The organism is Paraburkholderia aspalathi, from assembly GCF_905220735.1.
GTDB classification, from domain to species: Bacteria; Pseudomonadota; Gammaproteobacteria; order Burkholderiales; family Burkholderiaceae; genus Paraburkholderia; species Paraburkholderia aspalathi.
In genome coordinates, this window is record NZ_CAJNBA010000006.1 from 166,692 (window position 1) to 186,541 (window position 19,850).

Sequence of the window (19,850 nt, forward strand, 5' to 3'; positions counted from 1 at the left end):
CTCCAACTTTCGACGCTTCGGGCTCAACGATTGCGCTCGATCCCGGCACGGCCTTTCTGTTTACAGGTTTACCGTATGTATACGTAGTAACAGTTAACAAGCTGACTCGTTTTCTGTGGATAACCCCGGTTTACCGAATCGATTCATCGGCTTGCCGCTCGCATAACAGGATGCACAGCGTGTGCGGGAGCGGCGGGTATACAAGGGTAACTTTTCGCGATTTTCGGACGCGGCGGAGTTACCCCGTTTACGTCCACAATGGTTCCACATGAGTTGCGCCGGTAAACGGCGCGGTTATCCACAAGTTTCGGTGGATAACTTTTCTTCACGCTGATGTTCGGTGTGTACGGTTAACTACGGGTTAACTCACCGTTCCCTGGCGCAACGCACGCAAGAGGAAGCGGGCTGGATCGATGTCTTCGGCTAAATCCCGTTCGAGCGGCCACGGCTCACCTTCGATCTGCGAGGCGATCAGCTCCGCTCCAAGTGCCGCCCATACCAGACCGCGAGAACCGTAAGCGAAGGCGCCGTACAAGCCGTCGACGCGTGGCAGATCGAGCGGCCATGCGCCACGCAGGCGTTGGGCGTCGCGTGCCGAGGCGGTTTCATCGGCGAAGTTGCCGATCATCGGCATCCGGTCACTCGTGACGGAGCGAAACGCGACGCGTCCGGCGAGCGCAGCCGCTTGTGCCGGGTCGACGATGCCGTGAAAGGTCGGCAGCATCTGCGCGACACGCTCGATGTTTTCCCGATGACCGTCCGGTCGCAACGCGGTATCGGGGTCGTCGAGCTCGTAGGTAGCGCCGATCAGCGTAACGCCGTCGGCGAGTGGGACGGCGTAGCCTTCGCCTATAACCGGCATTTCGAGTGTTGGCACCGTGCCCGGCGGCAGCAAAGTCAACTGGCCGCGGATGCTGCGGGTCGATGCGTACTGCAAACCGGCGAGCCGCGCGGCGTCGTGCGCGCTCGCGACGATGACCACGGGCGCATGCGCGATGGCTTGCCCCGCTGTGTCGAAGACGATCCATTGATTGCCTGATCGCTCGAGACGCGCTACGTCTACTCCAAAGCGGCGTTCGAGCAACCCGCCAGCAGCTGCGCACTGCGCGGCGCAAAGCGACGCCGGGTCGATCCAGCCGCCTTGGGGAAAGAGCCAGCCGCTTTGCGCGAGTGGCATGCCGGCAAGCCTTTGTGCTTGGCTCAGCGAAACCGGCGTCACATATTCCGCCGGGTAACCGAACGCGGCGATTGCCTCGCTCATCGAGCGTGCTTCTTCATCGTCCGCGGCGATCTGCAACAGCCCTGGCGCGCCGCGCAATGGACGGAAACCAAGCCGTTCGAGCGCGGCCCAGCGTCTGAGCGTGTACAGAAAGCCCGCCCGCGTGACGCGTGACGCGACGCTGTCGTCGCGCGAGATCATAGGATGGAACACGCCGGCCGGATTGCCCGAGGCGTCCTGAGCCACCGACGCGTGCCGTTCCAGCGACGTGACGCGCCAGCCGCGTGCGGCCAGACGCTCGATCGCTGCGCAACCCGCGAGCCCGGTGCCGATCACGATCGCATGCCGTTCATCGACTTCAAGCGGCGCGGGCGGCTCATAACGGCGCACGCGCCAGCGTGGGGCGAAATGGCCAACCAGCATCGCGCGCTTCCAGCCGAAGCCGTCGACTTTTTGGTACACAAAGCCGTTTTGGGTCAGCGCGCGTTTGATGTCGCCGGCACTGCTGTAGGTTGCGAACGTGGCGTTCTCACCGGCCATCCGGGCGAGCGCCTTGAAGATTGCGGGTGTCCACATTTCGGGGTTTCTCGCCGGCGCGAAGCCGTCGAGATAGAACGCATCGGCGCGCAACCTCAATGCTGGCAGGCTTTGTGCGGCGTCGGCGAACACTAGCGTCAACGTGATTCGCCCGCCCGCGAATTCGAGCCGGTGCGTGCCGGGGACAAGCATCGGCCATTCGGCGGCCAGCGTTTCCGCCAGCGCGGCGATCTCCGGATCTGAAATCGTCTTTGCATAGACGCTGCGCAAATCGGTCTGAGTAAACGGATGCTTCTCAGTCGAGACGAAGTGCAAACGTTCGCAACGCGCCGGATCGGCACGCCAGGCAGCCCATGTCATCAGGAAGTTGATCCCCATGCCGAAGCCGGTTTCGAGCACGGTGAACACGCGGCGGCCCTGCCATCGTTGCGGCAGTCCATTGCCGCGGAGGAAGACGTATTCAGCCTGCTCGAGACCGCCGACAGCGCTGTGATAGATGTCGTCGTAGAACGGCGAAAAAGGCGTGCCGTTGTCGCGAAAAGCGAGGACGGCGGGGATCAGCGGATCGGTCATGCACGGCAGAAATGACGCTCGAAAGAGCGGGTCAGACGTTACCGCCAGCGCGCGCAACTCGCCAGGCGGCGAAAAAGACGTGCTGCAACGTTGGCAAAAACCAACGCTAAGCCCCGTCCATGCTGGGTTTCAGCCTTCAATTGGGCTCTGCGAGGAGGAAAAGGAAGGGTTTCCCCTCGATATCCGCCCCAGAACCGCTTAAATCTTCGAAACCCTTATCCTGATTGGGTTTGCGCTGCGCTATCATAGCAAGCGCCGCGAAGGGAGCGGCAGCACGGCCGACGGGCAGTCACTGCCCGGCGCTAATTGTCCGGAGGGGATCCGGAGCCGCAGCTGCTCGACGGCGCGGCCCGCGCACGTATAATCGGCGCGTTCGCGCTGTTCGTGTCAACCTAAACTCAGAAAGGAACCTTAATGAACAAACAGGAACTGATCGACGCCGTCGCAGGACAAACTGGCGCCAGCAAGGCTCAAACCGGTGAGACGCTGGACACGTTGCTTGAAGTGATCAAGAAGTCTGTGTCGAAGGGTGACGCGGTCCAGTTGATCGGCTTTGGCAGCTTCGGTTCGGGCAAGCGCGCAGCACGTACGGGTCGTAACCCCAAGACCGGCGAAACTATCAAGATCCCGGCCGCCAAGACCGTGAAGTTCACGGCTGGTAAGGCGTTCAAGGACGCAGTCAACAAGCGCTAAGCAGATTACTGCCTGGCAGTTGACACCCGCCAACGGCGGGTTTTTTTTCGCCTGCGATTTCTGTTTAGCCGCGACGGGCATCGCGGCTAAACAGTCCGCATCAGGCGGAAAGGCCGCTCGAACTCAATCGTGGCGATGCACGATTTCGCCGTGGCCATGACCGTCGTGGTCGTGGTGATCGTGGTCATGATCATGGTCGTCTTCGTCGAAGTCCCATGCCGGGAACGGATCGGCGAATTGTTGCCACGCTTCTGGTCCCGCCGCGTATTCCTCATCGGTCAGCAGGCACGCGTCGAACTTCGCTTGCCAGACCGCCGGGTCGATGCCGACGCCGATCATCACCAGTTCCTGGCGGCGATCTCCGATGCTCAGATCGTCCGGATCGCCGTACCAGTCGGCGGCAATTTCGGCCGCCAGTTCGTCATCGCCGTCCGGCCATTCGCTGCGATCCTGCGCGGCCCACCACATTCCCGCCGGACCATGCCGGCAAGCGCCGCCCGCTTGCGACAGCGAACCGGCAATGTCATTGCGCGTTGCGAGCCAGAAGAAGCCCTTGCTGCGCAAGACGCCCTTCCATTCCTGATGCAGGAGCGCCCACAGGCGTTCCGGGTGAAACGGCCGCCGCGCGCGGTAAATGAAATTGCCGATGCCGAATTCGTCCGCTTCACCGTGATGGGCATGGCCGTGTTCGTGGTCGTGCCCATGCTCGTCGTTAAGCGACGCCAGCCAGCCCGGTGCGCTCGATGCCTCATCGAAATCGAAGCGCCCAGTGTTCAGCACTTCGGCCAGCGGCACTTCGCCGAAACGGCTCACCACCTGCACGGCACGCGGATTGATGCGGGCGAGGATACGCTGCAAACGCGTGAGCTCATCCGCGCTCACCAGATCGGCCTTGTTCACCACCAGCACGTCGCAGAATTCAATCTGCTCGATCAGCAATTCGACCAGCGTCCGATCGTCCTCTTCGGTTGCGGCGATGCCCCGCTCGGAAAGCGCGTCGGCCGAACCGTAGTCGCGCAGGAAGTTGAATGCATCGACCACCGTCACCATCGTATCAAGCTGCGCGACGTCGGACAGCGATGCGCCGTCGTCGTCGACGAAGGTGAAGGTTTCGGCGATCGGCATCGGCTCGGCTACACCGGTCGATTCGATCAGGATCGCATCGAAGCGCTTTTCACCCGCAAGCCGCTTGATCTCGACCAGCAAGTCATCACGCAACGTGCAGCAGATGCAGCCGTTCGACAGTTCGACGAGCTGCTCTTCGACATGCGAGAGCGCCGCGGCGTCGCGCACGAGCGTTGCATCGATATTGACGGCGGCCAGGTCGTTGACGATCACGGCGACGCGCAAACCGGCGCGATTCGCGAGGATGTGGTTCAGGAGCGTGGTCTTGCCGGCGCCCAGAAAACCGGAGAGCACGGTGACGGGCAATAGCGGCTGGTTCATCGCAGTACGGGAAAACAAGAGGATTGGAAGGCGTGCCGGGTTGGGGTCGCATGACTCCGGGGCCGGAAGACGGCCGAACACCGACGGCAGCACGAAGCCGCATTGTGCATCAAACGGGGAGCGGCCGCGTGACGGGCCGGATCGGGACGTGCGTGAGTCAGCGTGCAGCAGCCGGCATTAGATTCCACTTGCGCAGGATCGCAGCGATCTGCATCGCATACTTGTCACGCAGTGCCGGCGTCTCGGAGTGATATGCGCCGACCGCCTGCCAGGTATTGCCGTACTTGTTCATCTGGCGGCGCAGATGCCACGCCGCGATGTAGACGTTCTTGCAAGGCTCCATGAGCGTGCCCTGCGAAATGCCGTACTGCGCGAGAACGGGCAGATGGATCGAGTTGATCTGCATCACGCCGTAGTCGGTCGAGCCGTTGGCGTTCTTATGCTGCGCGTCCGGCCGATTGTGTGACTCCTGCCACGCAATTGCGCGCAGAATCAAGGGGTTGACCTTCTGATACTTCGCCGCTTCGTCAAAGCAATCGGCGCGCGCCTGCCCTGCTGCGATCAGCACGGCAAGTCCTGCGGCGACGGTGACGAAGGTTCGTTTCATCAGTCAAGACGACTAATCAAATCGCAAGGGTAAGGTTTGGTAAGGCCAGGCATCGGCCATACTTCAGTCTCTGGAAGCCGGTGAGGCGTGCTGGCCGGGCCTTCGTCGGCCATCGGGGAAAACCCGCGTTGCCAAGTCACAACCAGTACCTCGAACGGCTCGTATCATACCGGCAGACTTACATGCGTCAAGTTAGCTAACCGACATAATCAAGCGTAAAACGAAGTGCTTCTGCGGTTCGCCGCACATAAGCTCGTTTGCTTTCAATTGTTTGACAGTCAGCGACGGTCTTTAGAGTAATCGCACGGAGCCGTTCGTTTTGTGACAAATCCGACATGAAAAACTGTTACTGTTCCTTTTTTTCGGGCATTGGAAGTAAGGCGTCCATGGCGTTGATCGCCTGTGAAGCCGGCTGGCAGACCGACAGGGCGGCGGCCTGCTCCAATGTTCGCACTGCATGACCGTTGGCGGCTGTTGCCGTCGACATCGATCCCATATTCCATGAGAAGAAATCGTATGGCATTGCGTCGCGTCGCAACGGCGCTGCTGGTGGCTGGATTGATCACCGCGCAGACAGCACAGGCACAGGTGACACTCAACTTCGTGAACGCCGATATCGACCAGGTGGCCAAGGCGATCGGCGCGGCGACCGGCAAAACGATCATCGTCGACCCACGCGTGAAGGGTCAGCTGAACCTCGTGTCGGAGAATGCAGTGCCTGAAGATCAGGCGCTCAAGACCTTGCAATCTGCTTTGCGGATGCAGGGCTTCGCGCTGGTCCAGGACCACGGCGTGCTGAAGGTCGTACCCGAGGCCGATGCCAAGCTGCAAGGCGTGCCGACCTACGTCGGCAATACGCCGGTGGCGCGAGGCGACCAGGTGGTCACGCAGGTGTTCGTGCTGAAGAACGAATCGGCCAATAACCTGCTGCCGGTGTTGCGTCCGCTGATCTCGCCGAACAATACCGTGGCGGCCTACCCTGCCAACAACTCGATTGTCGTGACCGATTACGCCGACAACGTGCGGCGTATCGCGCAGATCATCGCGGGTGTCGATACGGCTGCGGGCCAGTCGGTAGCGGTCGTGCAGTTGAGGAACGCCAACGCGATCGACATCGCCACGCAGTTGACCAAGATGCTCGACCCCGGCGCGATCGGCAGCACCGACGCAACGTTGAAGGTGTCGATCACCGCGGATCCGCGCACCAACTCGCTGCTGATTCGCGCGTCGAACGGCGGCCGGCTCGCAGCCGCGAAGCAGCTGGCGAAGGAACTCGACTCGCCGACCACCATGCCCGGCAACATGCACGTCGTCGCGCTGCGCAACGCCGACGCAACGAAGCTCGCGAAGACCTTGCGCGGGATGCTCGGTAAGGGCGGCGACACCGGCTCATCGGGTGGCTCGAATGAGGCGAATTCGTTCAACCAGAACGGTAGTGGTGGAGGCGGCTTCGGCAGCAATTCGACGGGCACGTCGGGTACGCCGCCGCTGCCGTCGGGCGGACTCAATGGCAGCTCGGGGGCGTCACCCTTGGGTGGTGGCGGGGGCGGCGGATACGGTTCGAGCGGCGGCTCGGGCTCAGCCGGCCTGCTCGGTGGCGACAAGGACAAGAACGACGACAATCAGCCGGGCGGCATGATCCAGGCGGACTCGGCGACCAACTCGCTGATCATCACGGCGGCTGAGCCGGTGTACCGCAACCTGCGAGCAGTGATCGACCAGCTCGACGCGCGGCGCGCGCAGGTCTATATCGAGGCGCTGATCGTCGAGTTGAACTCGAACACGAACGCCAACCTCGGCATTCAGTGGCAGGTCGCGAACAATTCGATCTTTGCCGGCACCAACCTGGCGACCGGCACCGGCAACAGCATTATCAATCTGACGGCCGCGGCCGCAGCGACGGGCGCGACCGGCGGTCTCGCCGGGGCGCTCGCAAGCGGGAGCGGTATCCAGCAGGGTCTCAACGTCGGCTGGATTCACAACATTTTTGGTGTGCAGGGACTCGGCGCGCTGTTGCAGGCACTCTCGCAGACGCAGGATGCGAACGTTCTGTCGACGCCTAACCTCATCACGCTCGACAACGAAGAAGCGAAGATCGTTGTCGGCACGAACGTGCCGATCCAGACGGGTTCGTATTCGAACCTCACGAGCGGGACGACCAGCAACGCGTTCAATACGTTCGACCGCGTCGATGTCGGTCTGACGCTGCACATCAAACCGCAGATTACCGAGGGCGGGATTCTAAAGCTGCAGCTCTACACGGAAGACTCGGCGATCGTGAACGGCACGACCAACGCGGCGACCAATCCGGCGGGTCCCGAGTTCACCAAGCGTTCGATCCAGTCGACCGTGCTTGCCGATAACGGCGAGATCATCGTGCTGGGCGGCCTGATGCAGGACAACTACCAGGTCAGCAACAGCAAGGTGCCGTTGCTGGGCGATATTCCCTGGATCGGCCAGTTGTTCCGCTCGGAACAGAAGACCCGCGCCAAGACCAACCTGATGGTGTTCCTGCGCCCCGTGATCATCACCGATCGCGATACCGCGCAGGCCGTGACGGCGAACCGTTACGACTACGTCCAGGGCGTGACGGGCGCGTACAAGTCGGATAACAACCTGATCAAGGACAAGGACGATCCGGTGGTTCCGCCGATGCCGATCGGCCCGAGCCAGGGTGGTTCGCCCGCGATGAATCTGTTCGATCTCGACAGGATGCGTCGTCAGCAGATGGCGCCTCCGGCCATGAATGGCGGCGCTGTGCAGACGAATCCGGTCACGAACGGCGGTGCTGTGCAGACGAATCCGGTACCGACGGCACCGTCCACGGCGTCACCTGGAGTGCAGCCGTGAGCACGCCGTCCACGCCGCCGTCAGCTTCGGGATCGTCCGCAGCGGCGCGCGTCGTTGCATCGACGCAAGCCGCGGCGATTCCGCCCGCAGTCGCGGCGGAGCATGCCGAACGCATCGCGCCGTCGGCGGTCGCCGCGCGCCTTGTGCCCTACGGCTTCGCCCGCGGCGGCCAGATTCTGGTCGCGCATCAGCATGCCGATAGTCTCGAAGTCTGGATCAGCGAACGCACCAGCGATGCCGCGCTTGCTGAAGTCGCACGCAACTTCGGCGCGTTGTCTGTGGTGCGTGTGCCGGCTGACGAGCTCGCGCTCGCGATCAACCAGGCGTACGCGCGCCAGGACGGCAGTGCGGCGCAGGTGGTCGGCGAAGTGGAAGGTGAAGTCGATCTGTCGCGTTTGATGCAGGACATTCCCGAGATCGAGGATCTGCTCGAATCGGAAGACGATGCGCCGATCATCCGCATGATCAACGCTCTGCTCACGCAAGCGGCACGCGAACAGGCTTCGGATATTCACATCGAGCCGTTCGAGACTTCGTCTGTGGTGCGCTTCCGTGTCGACGGCACGTTGCGCGATGTTGTGCGGCCGAAAAAAGCGCTGCATGGCGCGCTGATATCGCGGATCAAGATCATGGCGCAGCTCGACATTGCCGAGAAGCGTCTGCCGCAAGACGGCCGGATCACGCTGCGCGTCGGCGGACGTCCGGTCGACGTGCGTGTCTCGACGCTGCCCACCGGCCACGGCGAACGCGCGGTGCTGCGTCTCTTGGAAAAGGACGCCTCACGCCTGAATCTCGAAGCGCTCGGCATGGCGCCCGATACGCTCGTCAAGTTCGACAAGCTGATCGGCAAACCGCACGGCATCGTGCTGGTGACCGGCCCGACCGGCTCGGGCAAGACGACCACGCTGTACGCGTCGATGTCGCGGCTTGAGACCGCGACCACCAACATCATGACGGTCGAAGACCCGATCGAATACGACCTCTCAGGCATCGGCCAGACGCAGGTCAACGAGCGGATCGGCATGACCTTCGCGCGGGCGCTGCGCTCGATACTGCGGCAGGACCCGGACGTCATCATGATTGGTGAAATCCGCGACCTGGAAACGGCGCAGATCGCGGTGCAGGCATCGCTCACGGGTCACCTTGTGCTGGCGACATTGCACACGAACGACGCGGCATCCGCCGTGACCCGTTTGACCGACATGGGCGTCGAGCCGTATCTGCTGGCGTCATCGCTTCTCGGCGTGCTGGCGCAGCGGCTGGTGCGGCGCCTGTGCCCGGTATGCCGCGAAGAGCGCGTCGAAGAGGATGGCAGCGTGCGCTGGCATCCGGTCGGTTGCGAGAAATGCGGCCAGTCGGGTTACGCGGGACGTCGCGGCGTCTACGAACTGCTTCTGATCGACGATGAAATCCGCACGCTGGTTCACCGCAATGCGTCCGATGCGGAAATTCTCACTTCGGGTCGCGCGCAAGGCATGCGTACGCTGCGCGAAGACTCGGACCGCTGGCTCGCATCCGGGCTGACGTCGCTTGAAGAAGTGATTCGCGTGACGGGCGGAGCATAAGCGCATGCCGGCATTTCGTTTCGAAGCAATCGATGCGGCGGGCAAAGCGCAAAAAGGCGTGCTCGACGCGGACAGCGCGCGCGGCGCGCGGACCAATTTGCGTTCGCAGGGACTGACGCCACTCGTCGTCGAACCGGCTGCGACGCGCACACGCGGTGAGCGCAATCAACGCTTGTCACTGGGACGGCGTTTGTCGCAGCGCGAGCAGGCGATTCTCACGCGGCAACTGGCCAGCCTGCTGATTGCCGGTCTGCCGCTCGATGAAGCGTTATCGGTATTGACCGAGCAATCGGAGCGCGACTACATCCGCGAGCTGATGGCGTCGATTCGTGCGGAAGTGCTCGGCGGCCATTCGCTCGCCAACGCGCTGACGCAGCATCCGAAAGACTTCCCTGAGATCTATCGGGCACTGGTAGCCGCCGGTGAACATACCGGTAAGCTCGGTCTCGTCCTCTCGCGCCTGGCCGACTACATCGAGCAACGCAACGCGCTCAAGCAGAAGATCGTGCTCGCGTTCACCTACCCGGCGATCGTGACGCTGATCGCCTTCGGTATCGTCACGTTCCTGTTGAGCTACGTGGTGCCGCAAGTGGTGAACGTGTTCGCCAGCACCAAACAGCAACTGCCGATCCTCACCATCATGATGATGGCGCTGTCCGGTTTCGTGCGGCACTGGTGGTGGGCGATGCTAATCGGCGTGGTCGTGCTGGTGTATCTGGTGCGCTCGATCCTGAAGCAGCCCGGCCCGCGCCTCGCTTTCGACCGCTGGCTGTTGACCGCCCCGCTGCTCGGCAAACTCGTGCGCGGTTACAACACCGTGCGCTTTGCCAGCACGCTCGGCATTCTGACGGCGGCCGGTGTGCCGATCCTGCGCGCATTGCAAGCCGCAGCCGAAACGCTCAGCAATGTCGCGATGCGCGAGAACATCGACGATGCGATCGTGCGTGTGCGCGAAGGCACGTCCCTATCGCGCGCGCTCGGCAATACGAAGACATTTCCGCCGGTGCTGGTTCACCTGATCCGTTCCGGTGAAGCGACCGGCGACGTGACGACCATGCTCGATCGCGCGGCCGACGGCGAAGCACGTGAGCTCGAGCGTCGCACGATGTTCCTGACGAGCCTGCTCGAGCCGTTGCTGATTCTGGCGATGGGGGGCGTGGTGCTGGTGATCGTGCTGGCGGTGATGCTGCCGATCATCGAGTTGAACAACCTGGTGCAGTAATGCGGAAACCGGGCAGAACGCCCGGTTGGGTCAGCGCACGTAGATGGTAGGACCTGGCGCATTGGCCGGCAGGAACACTTCGGAATGCGCGCCATTGCGGTCGATGATGATCGAGCGGGCGCGGACTTCGGAGAGTTTGGCACCTTGCATGAGCGCGCTGCCGAGCGACACAGCATGCGGCGGTTCGCCACCGACGCTGACGATGGCCGCGGCGCCTTCCCGCAAAGCGAGGATGCCGAACAGATGCACATCCTGGTTCGCGCTGCGGGTGAGTTGTCCGCCGAACAGCGTGGCAGCCTGATCGGTCGAGACCTGCGTATGCGCGGCGGCGGCGGGCAACGGCGCGCCGGACGTCGTGGAGATCGTGATGACCCAGTAGGTCAGCGTCGCGCAGAACACGGCGAACAGTGCGAGCGACAGAAGGCGGATTTGGATAGCGTTCATGCGCATATTGTACGGACTATTGTGAAAATTGCGTTGGGGTGCCTGGCGGTTTCACGCAACCCTTCAAGAACATGACATTAAAATGACCGGCCGGGCGTGTTCAATGGCATCTTGATTGCCTGGCGCGCGAATTCCGCCCGATCGAAATTTCACCTGAAAAGAGGTAGCAAGCTATGCAATTGTCGACCCTTCGCCGTCATGAAATCGCGGGTCCGCGCAGCCGTCGTCAACGCGGTTTCACGCTGATTGAAATCATGGTCGTGATCGCGATTCTGGGTATTCTGGCCGCGCTGATCGTGCCGAAAATCATGAGCCGTCCGGACGAAGCGCGGCGTGTCGCCGCCAAGCAGGACATCGGCACCGTGATGCAGGCGCTGAAACTCTACCGTCTCGACAACGGCCGTTATCCGACTCAGGAGCAAGGCTTGCGCTCGCTGATCGAAAAGCCGAGCACGGACCCGGTGCCGAACAACTGGAAGGACGGAGGCTACCTCGAACGTCTGCCGAACGATCCGTGGGGCAATAGCTACCAGTATCTGAATCCGGGCGTGCATGGCGAGATCGATGTCTTCAGCTATGGCGCCGATGGTAAGGCGGGCGGCGAAGGCAATGACGCCGACGTAGGGTCGTGGCAATAGACGGGTAGTTGATCGTTCGTGGCCGGCACTATGCGACTGTCTGCTTGCAAGTCCCGTGTGGACACTCCGTGTGCGGCATCGCTGCCGGGCACGGCGTGCGTCGGCGCGCGTGATTTCAGCGTAAGCCGCCGGAAGCGTGCGGCGGGTTTCACGCTGCTGGAAATGATGGTGGTGCTGGTGATCGCGGGCATCCTGGTATCGCTGACCGCGTTGACCATGACGCGCAACCCGCGTACCGATTTGAACGAAGAAGCGCAGCGTCTCGCGCTGCTGTTCGAATCGGCCGGCGATGAGGCGCAGGTGCGCGCGCGGCCAATCGCCTGGCAACCGCTCGATGGCGGCTTCCGCTTCGATCTGCGGACCGAAGACGGTTGGCGTCCGTTGCGTGACGACCTGCTTGGGCCGCGCAATTGGGAAGGTGGTGTGACCGGCGTCACGATCGAATACCCGGGGTCGGATTCGCACCCGAGCCGTGTCGTGTTCGGCACGGAAGCGATCGACGTACCTGTACAGATCACGCTGTTTTCGGCCGCGGGGCGCGCGACGATCATTGGCACCGGCAATGGCCGCTATGAGGTGCATTGAGATGCGTCGTTGCAGGAACAGGGGCGTGCGCGAGATGGTCCACGGCGCAGAGCGCGGTTTTACGATGATCGAAGTGCTGGTGGCGCTGGCGATCATCGCGATCGCGTTGGCGGCGTCGTTGCGCGCGGTGGGGAGTCTGGCGAGCGGCGAAGCCGATTTGCATCGTCGGCTGCTGGCGGGATGGAGCGCCGACAATACGCTCGCGCAATTGCATTTGACGCATGGCTGGCCGAACGTTGGCTCGACGAGTTTTGACTGCTCGCAAGGCAATCTGGAGTTGATCTGTACCGAGCATGTGACGGCGACGCCGAATCCGGTTTTTCGTCGGGTGGAAGTGATGGTGACGACGCCGGGGCGTTCCGGCAATCTCGCCCAGATGGTCACGGTGGTCGCGAATGAAAACAACCGTTCGCTCTGAGCGCCGCGGCCGATCGGGCGCGCGTGGTTTCACGCTGATCGAGTTGCTGGTCGCGATTGCGATCATGGCGGTGATTGCCGTGCTGTCGTGGCGCGGGCTGGACCAGATCATTCGTGGCCGGCAGACGATCACGAACGCGATGGAAGACGAGCGCGTCTTTGCGCAGCTATTCGACCAGATGCGGATCGACGTGCGGCAGGCCGCGTCGGATGATGAGTCCGGGCAGGCGGCCGTATCGGTGAGTGGCAACGTGCTGCAGATCGTACGGGAGATGGTATTGCCGGGGACGGCACCGCGCTTGCAGGTGGTGAGGTATCGCATATCCGAGGGGCGCGTGGTGCGGTATGCGTCGCCGCCGCTGGGGAATGTGGGCGAGTTGCGGGGTGCGCTGCGCGGTGGTGAGGGGAATGGGTGGACGGCGGTGCCTTTGATGGGGGGCGTCGGGGCTATTTCTGCCCGGCTGTATGTGCCGAAGGTTGGCTGGACCACGCAGATGAAGGATGTGCAGAGTGCGATTACGGAGAACGATAATAATTTGAAGGTGCCCCAGTTGGGGAATGCGCCGCTGCCGCGGTCGGTGACTGGGCTGGAAGTGAGTGTGGGGGCTAAGTCGTTGGCGCGGCCTGTAACGCGGGTTTTTCTCGTCGGAGAATGAGTATGAGGTTCTCTTCTTTGTCTCCGCGACGCTCTGGGTTTGGGCGCGTGCGCGCGTGCCTTTCGGTTTTGTCTTCTTTGCCTGCCTGGCGGGTTTGTCTGCACGCTTGCGGTGTTGGCCTTTCCTTGATTTGCTTTTGGTCTATTAGCGTTCCCCCTGTGCGGGGGGGCACCTACTTTTCTTTGCCGCCGCAAAGAAAAGTAGGCAAAAGAAAGCGGCTCAAACCGCTAATGCTAAGTGGGCACCGTAGCCTGCAACAGGTAGTGGTGCATCTGGAATCTGTGTTCGTGCACCTCCATACGCTAGTGACAAGGGCGTCATACCTCCCGTCTCACACTGCGTGCTCGCCGGAAGAGCAATTCAATAAACCAGTGGTCCACTTGGTCCCACCCCACTCGCAATTGCTGTCTTCCGCTTGGGTCGCGCATGCAACGCGCAACCAACCAGTCAGGCGCCTCGCCGAGGCGAAGCCGACGGCTCCCGAAGCGAACAAACCCGCCCCCTGGTTTTCAGAACGACTCTTCGGCGCGCGTAGCGCCGCCGGAAGTATGACGCCCTTGTCACTGACGCCGAATGTGAGAGAACACAGATTCCACGGAGCCACTGGCGGTTCTGAGCTACGGTTCCCGCTTAGCATTAGCGGTTTGAGCTGCTTTCTTTTGCCTACTTTTCTTTGCAGCCGGCAAAGAAAAGTAGGTGCCGCCCCGCACAGGGGCAACGCTAATAGACCACTAGCAAATCAAGGAAAGGCCAACACCCTAAGAACACTGACAAAAGCGCAAAGCAGGCAAAAGAGCCGAGCAAAGACCAACGCCGTAGGCAAACACCGAAGCGCCGCGCAGGCAACCCAACGCGGAGCAGCCATAATCAGCGCCCTACTAGTAGTCGCGCTATCAGCGATCCTAGTTTCGGGCATGCTCTGGCGCCAGCAAGTCCAAATCCGAAGGATCGAAAACCAACGCCTCCTCTCCCAGGCGCAATGGGTCGCCCGCGGCGCGCTGGACTGGACGCGCCTGATCCTCCGCTCGGAGGGCGACACCTCAGCAGGCATCACCTACCTGGGCGGCCTATGGGGCGTCCCCATTGCCAAAACCCGTCTGTCGGATTTCCTCGGGCAAATCGGCGAAGTCAGAGCCGACCAAGGCCAGGCAACCTATCTCTCAGGTTCAATCGAAGACGCTCAGGCCAAATTCAACCTCCGTAATCTCGTCTCGAGCCCCGCGCCGGGCGTCATGCAGATCAATACGGAGCAGATCGGCGCCTATCAGCGCCTGCTGGTATCCCTCGGCGTGAATAGCCAACTGGCAAAGAACACTGCAGTGCAGATGCGCGCGAGCCTCGGTCAATCGGCAACACGCTTCCAGACCGTTACGTCCACTACCGGCGCGCCGGCAGCCCCGATCAGCACGGGTGGCGGCGCCACGAGCGGCAGCTTCACCGACAAACCCGGTATGGAAGACGGCGACGACAACGCGGCCGTCGCGCCGCTGCAAATGACCAGCCTCGATTCGCTGCTGGATATTCCTGGCTATACGCCGGAAATGGTCGCGCGCTTGCGGCCGTTCGTCACCGTGCTGCCCACGGTGTCGGCGGTCAACATGAATACGGCCTCCGCCGAAGTGATCGCGGCCATCGTGCCGGGGATGAACCTGTCCGCCGCGCAAGCCTTCGTCGCGCGTCGGCAGACAGTGTTTTTCCATAACGTCAGCGACGTGCAACTCGCCTTGAGCGGCGCCGGCGTACCTTCGGTCGGGATCGATCCGAGTCAAATGGATGTCAACACGAACTACTTTCTGATCCACGGCCGCGTGCAGCACGAACGCGCGGAAGTGGACCGCACGACCCTCGTCTATCGCGACGCATTGACTCACACTACGCGTATCGTGCGGGTACAAGACCAACTATGAATAACGCCTTTCCCAGAGAGAGTGGCCTTTGAGCACACTGATCGTCCTACTGCCGCCGCGTGATCCGGCGGTGCCATCGCAGGAATGGCAACTGCCGGAGTTGCCGTTCGTGCTGCTCGACAAGTCGGGCCGCACCCAACGCGCGGGCCGCTCGGCGCTCGCGCTGCTGCCGCGCGCTACGTCGACGGTGCTGATGGTCGCCGCCCGCGACCTGCTGATGATGCCCGCCAAGTTGCCGCCCTTGCGCGGTCCGAGATTGCGTCAGGCGCTGCCGAATGTCGTCGAGGATCAGCTGATCCAGGACCCGCAAACCTGTCACATCGCCGTCGATCCGCAACCGGTCGCGGGCGGCCGGCAGTTGCTCGCGATCATCGACCGCGGTTGGTTCCGGTTCATCTGCGAGGCCTTTGCCACCGCCGGTCACCGCAGCGTGCGCGCCGTGCCGGTTACGCGCTGTCTGCCGCAAGCCGTCGCGCTCGACACGCCCGCCGAAGTCGCGGAAATGGTCAACGCGGGCGAGCCGGTTATGGCGGACTCGGCGAGCGTGGCAACATCGCTGCCGGGCGTGGCGCCGGTGATGGCGCCTGGCGTCGCGTCGGTGGTGCCGATGGTGGCGGCCGTGCTCGGCGCCGTCGTCCAGACCGCGCCCGCATTGCTGCTTGGGAGTGAGATCGAAAGCGCGCCGGTCAGTGGCACACCGCGCGTCGAACTGGCGATCGCGCGCGGCGTGCAGGGCGAAGGGCTGGCCGTGCCGGCTAATTCTGTGAACGCGACGCTCAGCGCGCTTGCCGGTGCGGCGCAGATTTCGCTCTACATGCTGACGGAAGTGCCCGGCAACGAGCCGAGTCTCGCGGCGACCAGCCCGGCGAAGCTCGCGGCCCATATCCACGGGGCCAGCCCGCTGCCGTTCGAGCAACTCGCCCGCCGTGCGCTGGAGTGCCGTTTCGACCTGTGTCAGTTCGAGTTCGCCTCGCAGCCGTGGCGGCTCGACCGCGCGACGCTGCGGCGTCTGCGCCTGCCGGTCGCGCTGGCGGTCGCCGCGCTGGTGATCGCGATTATCGGCGCGAACGTGCAGTGGTTGATGCTCGCGCGTCAGCGCGACGCAATCAACACGCAGATGACCGAGCTGCTCCTCAACGCTTTCCCCAAGACGACGGTCGTGCTCGATGCGCCCGACCAGATGTCGCGCCAGTTGCAACAGTTGCGGGTGGCTGCGGGTGAGTTGTCACCGGACGATTTCCTGTCGCTCGCCGATGGCCTCGCGCGTTCGTTGGCGCCGGTGCCGGTCAACGGCATCGCCGCGCTCGACTATCACGACCGGCGTCTCGATGTGACCTTCAAGCCCGAGGTGAAACTCGACCCCGATTTCGCCAAACGTCTCGCGCGCAATGGCCTGACCGGCGCGATCGACAGCAATACCGGCAAGTGGACCATCAGGAACGGACAATGAAAGCTGAACTTGCCCAAAGCTGGGCTGGATTCTGGGACCAGCGCACCGAGCGCGAAAAAACGCTACTGGCATGGGGCGGCGGGGTGCTGGCTGTCGTAATTGCATGGTCGGTGCTGTGGGCGCCGGCACAGGACGGCCGCGCGCATCTGCGTGAATCGCTGCCCAGCTTGCAGCGTCAGCTGGCGCAGATGACCGCGCAGGCGAACGAAGCGCGCCAGCTCTCCGCCGCGGCTCAAGGTGTTGCACCGACCGGCGCGGCGCTGAAGGACGCGCTCACCGCCTCGCTCGGCGATCACGGCCTCGCCGCGACCCAGGTGCAGGTGATCGGCAACATGGTGCAGATCCAGATGAAGAACGTGGCGTTCCCTGCGTGGACGAGCTGGGTCGACGATGCGCGCAAGCAGTTCAAGGTCCAGGTCGCCGAGGCGCACGTGACCGCGCTCAAGGAAGACGGCCAGGTGGATCTGACAGCGTCGATGCAGCCGTCTACCGCGAAATGACCGCGCCGTTACAGGATTTCGCATGACTTACTGGATGCGGCGCCTGCGCGTCGCGCTACCCTGGCTGGCGGTCGCGCTGCTGGCGAACGCAGTCGTGATGCTCACGTTGTTGCCGGCCGCATGGATCACGCCGCAGTTCGGCAGACAAACGCATGGCCACGTCAATCTCGTCAATCCGACCGGCTCACTGTGGCACGGCTCGGCCACGCTGATGCTCGCCGCCGGTTCCGACATGAGCGCGGCGACCCTGCTGCCGGGGCGAATCGAATGGCGCACGGCGTTCTGGCCGCTCTTCACCGGCCGTGTGCGGATGACCATGCGGCACAGCGAAGCGATGCCCGACCCGATCACCGTCGATGCGACCCTGCGCAGCGCGACCATCACGCCGGGTGCGTTGGCGGTGCCGGCTTCGTTGCTGAGCGGCCTCGGCGCGCCTTTCAATACGCTCGATCTGCAAGGTGACGTGCGCCTCGCATGGTCCGATTGGCGCAGCTTCAATCAGGAAGCGTTCGGCCAGTTGACCGTGACCCTGAACGACGTCAGTTCGCGCGTCTCGCTGGTCAAGCCACTGGGTTCTTACCGGTTGCTGTTCCAGGCGCAGGGTGTGTCGTCCAGGCTGGATCTGACGACTCTCAAGGGGCCACTGATGCTGACCGGCAATGGCACGGTGTCGGCCGTCTCGACATCGTTTCGTGGGACAGCCAGCGCCGCCCCGGAAGCACGCGACAACCTCGCGGGACTGCTGAATCTGTTGGGCCGGCCAAGCGGACCGGATACGGTCGCGTTGACGTTCGTGCACTGAGGCGCTGAGCCGCGGGTCGTAAAAAAAGAGGCATGGCTGCATTTCGCGGCCATGCCTCTTTTGCTTTGCTTTGCCCGGACGAGTCCCCTGCCTAGTTGCTCTGCGCCGGTTGCGGCGCGGCGCCGCTTTGTGCCACCGGCGTCGCCGACGCCGCAGGCTGCGGTGCTGGCGCCGCCATATCGCCCGTTTCGCGGTTCATTTGCGCCACGTCCCAGCCGCCGCCGAGCGCCTTCACCAGACCCACCGACGACACCATCCGCTGTCCCGCGATGCTCTCCAGCTTCTGCTCAGCCAGGAAGGCCGTGGTCTGCGCGGTCAGCACGTTGACGTAGCCGACCGTACCCGCCTTGTATTCGTTCGTGACGATGGCCAGCGCCTGACGCGCTGAATCCACCGCTTGCTGCTGCACGACGATTTCCTGTTCGAGGATGCGCTGCGAGGCGAGATTGTCTTCGACGTCCTGGAACGCGGTCAGAATCGTTTGACGGTACGCGGCGACGTTCTGGTCGTAGGCTGCACGCGCGGCTTCGGTCTTTGCTTCACGCAGGCCAGCGTCGAAGATCGTGGCGGCGAGTTGCGGGCCGAGCGTCCAGAAACGCGACGGCGCGGTCAGCAATTGCGAGAACACCGAATTCTCGAAGCCACCCGTGGCCGACAGCGTCAGCGTCGGGAAGAACGCCGCAATCGCGACGCCGATCTGTTCGTTCGCCGCCGCGGCCTTGCGTTCGGCCGATGCGATATCCGGGCGCCGCTCGAGCAGCGCCGACGGCATCTGCTCAGGCACGGCCGGTGGCGTGGCGGTGAGCGGCATCGGCGGAATCGAGAAGGTCGAGGCCGGTTCGCCGACGAGTACGGCGATCGCGTGCTCGTCCTGCGCGCGCTGCACACCGTTGTCGATTGCCGCTGCCTGTGCCGATTGCAGCTGCGTTTGCGCCTGGATCACATCCGAGCGTGCGGCGACGCCGGCCGCGTACTGGTTCTGCGTGAGCTGCAGCGAGCGCTGGTAGGCCGCGACGGTGTCGTCGAGCAGCTTCTGGGTGGAGTCGAGCGCGCGCAGCGAGAAATAGGTTTGCGCGAGCGTGGCCTGGGCGGACAGCCGCGCATTCGCCAGATCGGCGGCGGCGCCCTGTTGGCCGGCTTTCTGCGAATTGACCGAACGCGTGACCGAGCCCCACAGGTCCGGCTCCCAGCTTGCGTCGAGTTGCACGTTGAAGCTGTTGCTGACGCTGGAGCGGCTTGAGACGGTCGAATTGCCACTCGACGACGAACCGTTGCCGGAGCGCGTGGCGCCTGCCGATGCACCGATGGTCGGGAAATAGGCCGCGCGCGCTTCGCCCACCAGCGCACGTGCCTGGCGATAGGCGGCGGCAAATTGGGCGATGGTCTGGTTCGACGCGTTCAGCTGGTCTTCGAGCGCGTTGAGTTGCGGGTCCTGGTAGATGGTCCACCAGTCGCCGCGGTCGTGCTGATCGGCCGGCTGGGCGACTTTCCAGCCTGGCGCGGCTTCCTTGTAGGACGCGGGGATCTCGGCCGCGGGCCGTTTGTAGTCGGGGCCGACCACGCAACCGGCCAGCACGGTGGCGAGGGCCGCGGCAACCGCGATAGTCAGGGCGCGGGGCGCAAGCGTCCGCGCGCGCGAGATTCGTTCAAACTGCATGCAATGGATTCCTTCTGGACGCCGCAGTGCGGCCGGTGGCGGCACTGCCGGCCGAGATCATGGCTCTGCCGGAATGTTAGCG

General features: G+C 63.3%; 18 protein-coding genes. 12 read left to right on the plus strand and 6 right to left on the minus strand.

Features of this window, described 5'->3' with window-relative positions; translation table 11 throughout:
- Nucleotides 1–361: 361 nt before the first annotated feature.
- Entirely contained in the window at nucleotides 362–2,329 is a 1,968-nt protein-coding gene (mnmC, locus tag KHO30_RS29950; protein ID WP_211703114.1) for a bifunctional tRNA (5-methylaminomethyl-2-thiouridine)(34)-methyltransferase MnmC2/FAD-dependent 5-carboxymethylaminomethyl-2-thiouridine(34) oxidoreductase MnmC1, read from the minus strand.
- Between the two features lie 414 nt (nucleotides 2,330–2,743).
- Between mnmC and KHO30_RS29955 the strand changes: the two genes are divergently transcribed.
- On the plus strand, nucleotides 2,744–3,022 hold the full coding sequence (locus KHO30_RS29955; protein WP_006050811.1) for an HU family DNA-binding protein: 279 nt from the start codon (nucleotides 2,744–2,746) through the stop codon (nucleotides 3,020–3,022).
- A gap of 123 nt (nucleotides 3,023–3,145) precedes the next feature.
- On the opposite strand, the gene KHO30_RS29960 is transcribed toward KHO30_RS29955, so the two are convergent.
- The 3 genes from KHO30_RS29960 to KHO30_RS29970 form a co-directional block, all read right to left on the minus strand.
- Entirely contained in the window at nucleotides 3,146–4,468 is a 1,323-nt protein-coding gene (locus KHO30_RS29960) for a GTP-binding protein (protein ID WP_211703115.1), read from the minus strand.
- Between the two features lie 157 nt (nucleotides 4,469–4,625).
- Nucleotides 4,626–5,075: a lytic transglycosylase domain-containing protein gene (locus tag KHO30_RS29965; protein WP_093634514.1), complete on the minus strand. Its 450-nt coding sequence runs from the start codon at nucleotides 5,073–5,075 to the stop codon at nucleotides 4,626–4,628.
- Between the two features lie 346 nt (nucleotides 5,076–5,421).
- Complete coding sequence (locus KHO30_RS29970) at nucleotides 5,422–5,598, minus strand: hypothetical protein (RefSeq protein WP_211703116.1); 177 nt, start codon at nucleotides 5,596–5,598, stop codon at nucleotides 5,422–5,424.
- Here KHO30_RS29970 and gspD point away from each other — a divergent pair.
- The 3 genes from gspD to gspF are packed head-to-tail and all read left to right on the plus strand — an operon-like array spanning nucleotide 5,592 to nucleotide 10,712.
- Nucleotides 5,592–7,925 carry a type II secretion system secretin GspD gene (gene gspD, locus KHO30_RS29975; protein WP_211703117.1) on the plus strand — a complete coding sequence of 778 codons (2,334 nt, stop codon included), beginning with the start codon at nucleotides 5,592–5,594 and terminating at the stop codon, nucleotides 7,923–7,925. The genes KHO30_RS29970 and gspD overlap by 7 nt on opposite strands.
- Nucleotides 7,922–9,490: a type II secretion system ATPase GspE gene (gene gspE / locus KHO30_RS29980; RefSeq protein WP_280531453.1), complete on the plus strand. Its 1,569-nt coding sequence runs from the start codon at nucleotides 7,922–7,924 to the stop codon at nucleotides 9,488–9,490. The genes gspD and gspE overlap by 4 nt, the downstream gene beginning before the upstream one ends.
- A gap of 4 nt (nucleotides 9,491–9,494) precedes the next feature.
- Nucleotides 9,495–10,712, plus strand: coding sequence for a type II secretion system inner membrane protein GspF (gspF, locus tag KHO30_RS29985; protein WP_093634517.1), 1,218 nt, complete (start codon nucleotides 9,495–9,497; stop codon nucleotides 10,710–10,712).
- A 30-nt stretch (nucleotides 10,713–10,742) separates the two neighbouring features.
- Here the strand turns inward: gspF and KHO30_RS29990 are convergent, their stop codons facing one another.
- A complete protein-coding gene (locus tag KHO30_RS29990; protein ID WP_093634673.1) occupies nucleotides 10,743–11,156 on the minus strand; it encodes a type II secretion system protein N in 414 nt (137 codons plus the stop codon).
- Nucleotides 11,157–11,329: 173 nt separating this feature from the next.
- On the opposite strand from KHO30_RS29990, the gene gspG reads away from it, so the two are divergent.
- The 8 genes from gspG (at nucleotide 11,330) to KHO30_RS30030 (ending at nucleotide 18,111) form a co-directional block, all read left to right on the plus strand.
- Nucleotides 11,330–11,794, plus strand: coding sequence for a type II secretion system major pseudopilin GspG (gspG, locus tag KHO30_RS29995; RefSeq protein ID WP_093634518.1), 465 nt, complete (start codon nucleotides 11,330–11,332; stop codon nucleotides 11,792–11,794).
- A gap of 30 nt (nucleotides 11,795–11,824) precedes the next feature.
- A complete protein-coding gene (locus KHO30_RS30000) occupies nucleotides 11,825–12,379 on the plus strand; it encodes a GspH/FimT family pseudopilin (protein ID WP_211703118.1) in 555 nt (184 codons plus the stop codon).
- Nucleotide 12,380: 1 nt separating this feature from the next.
- Nucleotides 12,381–12,797: a type II secretion system minor pseudopilin GspI gene (gspI, locus tag KHO30_RS30005; RefSeq protein WP_211703119.1), complete on the plus strand. Its 417-nt coding sequence runs from the start codon at nucleotides 12,381–12,383 to the stop codon at nucleotides 12,795–12,797.
- Nucleotides 12,775–13,452, plus strand: coding sequence for a PulJ/GspJ family protein (locus KHO30_RS30010; protein ID WP_211703120.1), 678 nt, complete (start codon nucleotides 12,775–12,777; stop codon nucleotides 13,450–13,452). Before gspI ends, KHO30_RS30010 begins: the two co-directional genes overlap by 23 nt.
- A 548-nt stretch (nucleotides 13,453–14,000) precedes the next feature.
- Nucleotides 14,001–15,359, plus strand: coding sequence for a type II secretion system minor pseudopilin GspK (gspK, locus tag KHO30_RS30015; protein WP_244864163.1), 1,359 nt, complete (start codon nucleotides 14,001–14,003; stop codon nucleotides 15,357–15,359).
- Between the two features lie 28 nt (nucleotides 15,360–15,387).
- Nucleotides 15,388–16,809: a type II secretion system protein GspL gene (gene gspL, locus KHO30_RS30020; protein ID WP_211703121.1), complete on the plus strand. Its 1,422-nt coding sequence runs from the start codon at nucleotides 15,388–15,390 to the stop codon at nucleotides 16,807–16,809.
- Nucleotides 16,806–17,309, plus strand: a complete 504-nt coding sequence (locus KHO30_RS30025; RefSeq protein ID WP_093634523.1) for a type II secretion system protein M — start codon at nucleotides 16,806–16,808, stop codon at nucleotides 17,307–17,309. The genes gspL and KHO30_RS30025 overlap by 4 nt, the downstream gene beginning before the upstream one ends.
- Before the next feature lie 22 nt (nucleotides 17,310–17,331).
- On the plus strand, nucleotides 17,332–18,111 hold the full coding sequence (locus KHO30_RS30030) for a type II secretion system protein N (protein WP_211703122.1): 780 nt from the start codon (nucleotides 17,332–17,334) through the stop codon (nucleotides 18,109–18,111).
- 91 nt (nucleotides 18,112–18,202) lie between these two features.
- Here the strand turns inward: KHO30_RS30030 and KHO30_RS30035 are convergent, their stop codons facing one another.
- Nucleotides 18,203–19,768, minus strand: coding sequence for an efflux transporter outer membrane subunit (locus tag KHO30_RS30035; protein ID WP_211703123.1), 1,566 nt, complete (start codon nucleotides 19,766–19,768; stop codon nucleotides 18,203–18,205).
- Nucleotides 19,769–19,850: the final 82 nt, after the last annotated feature.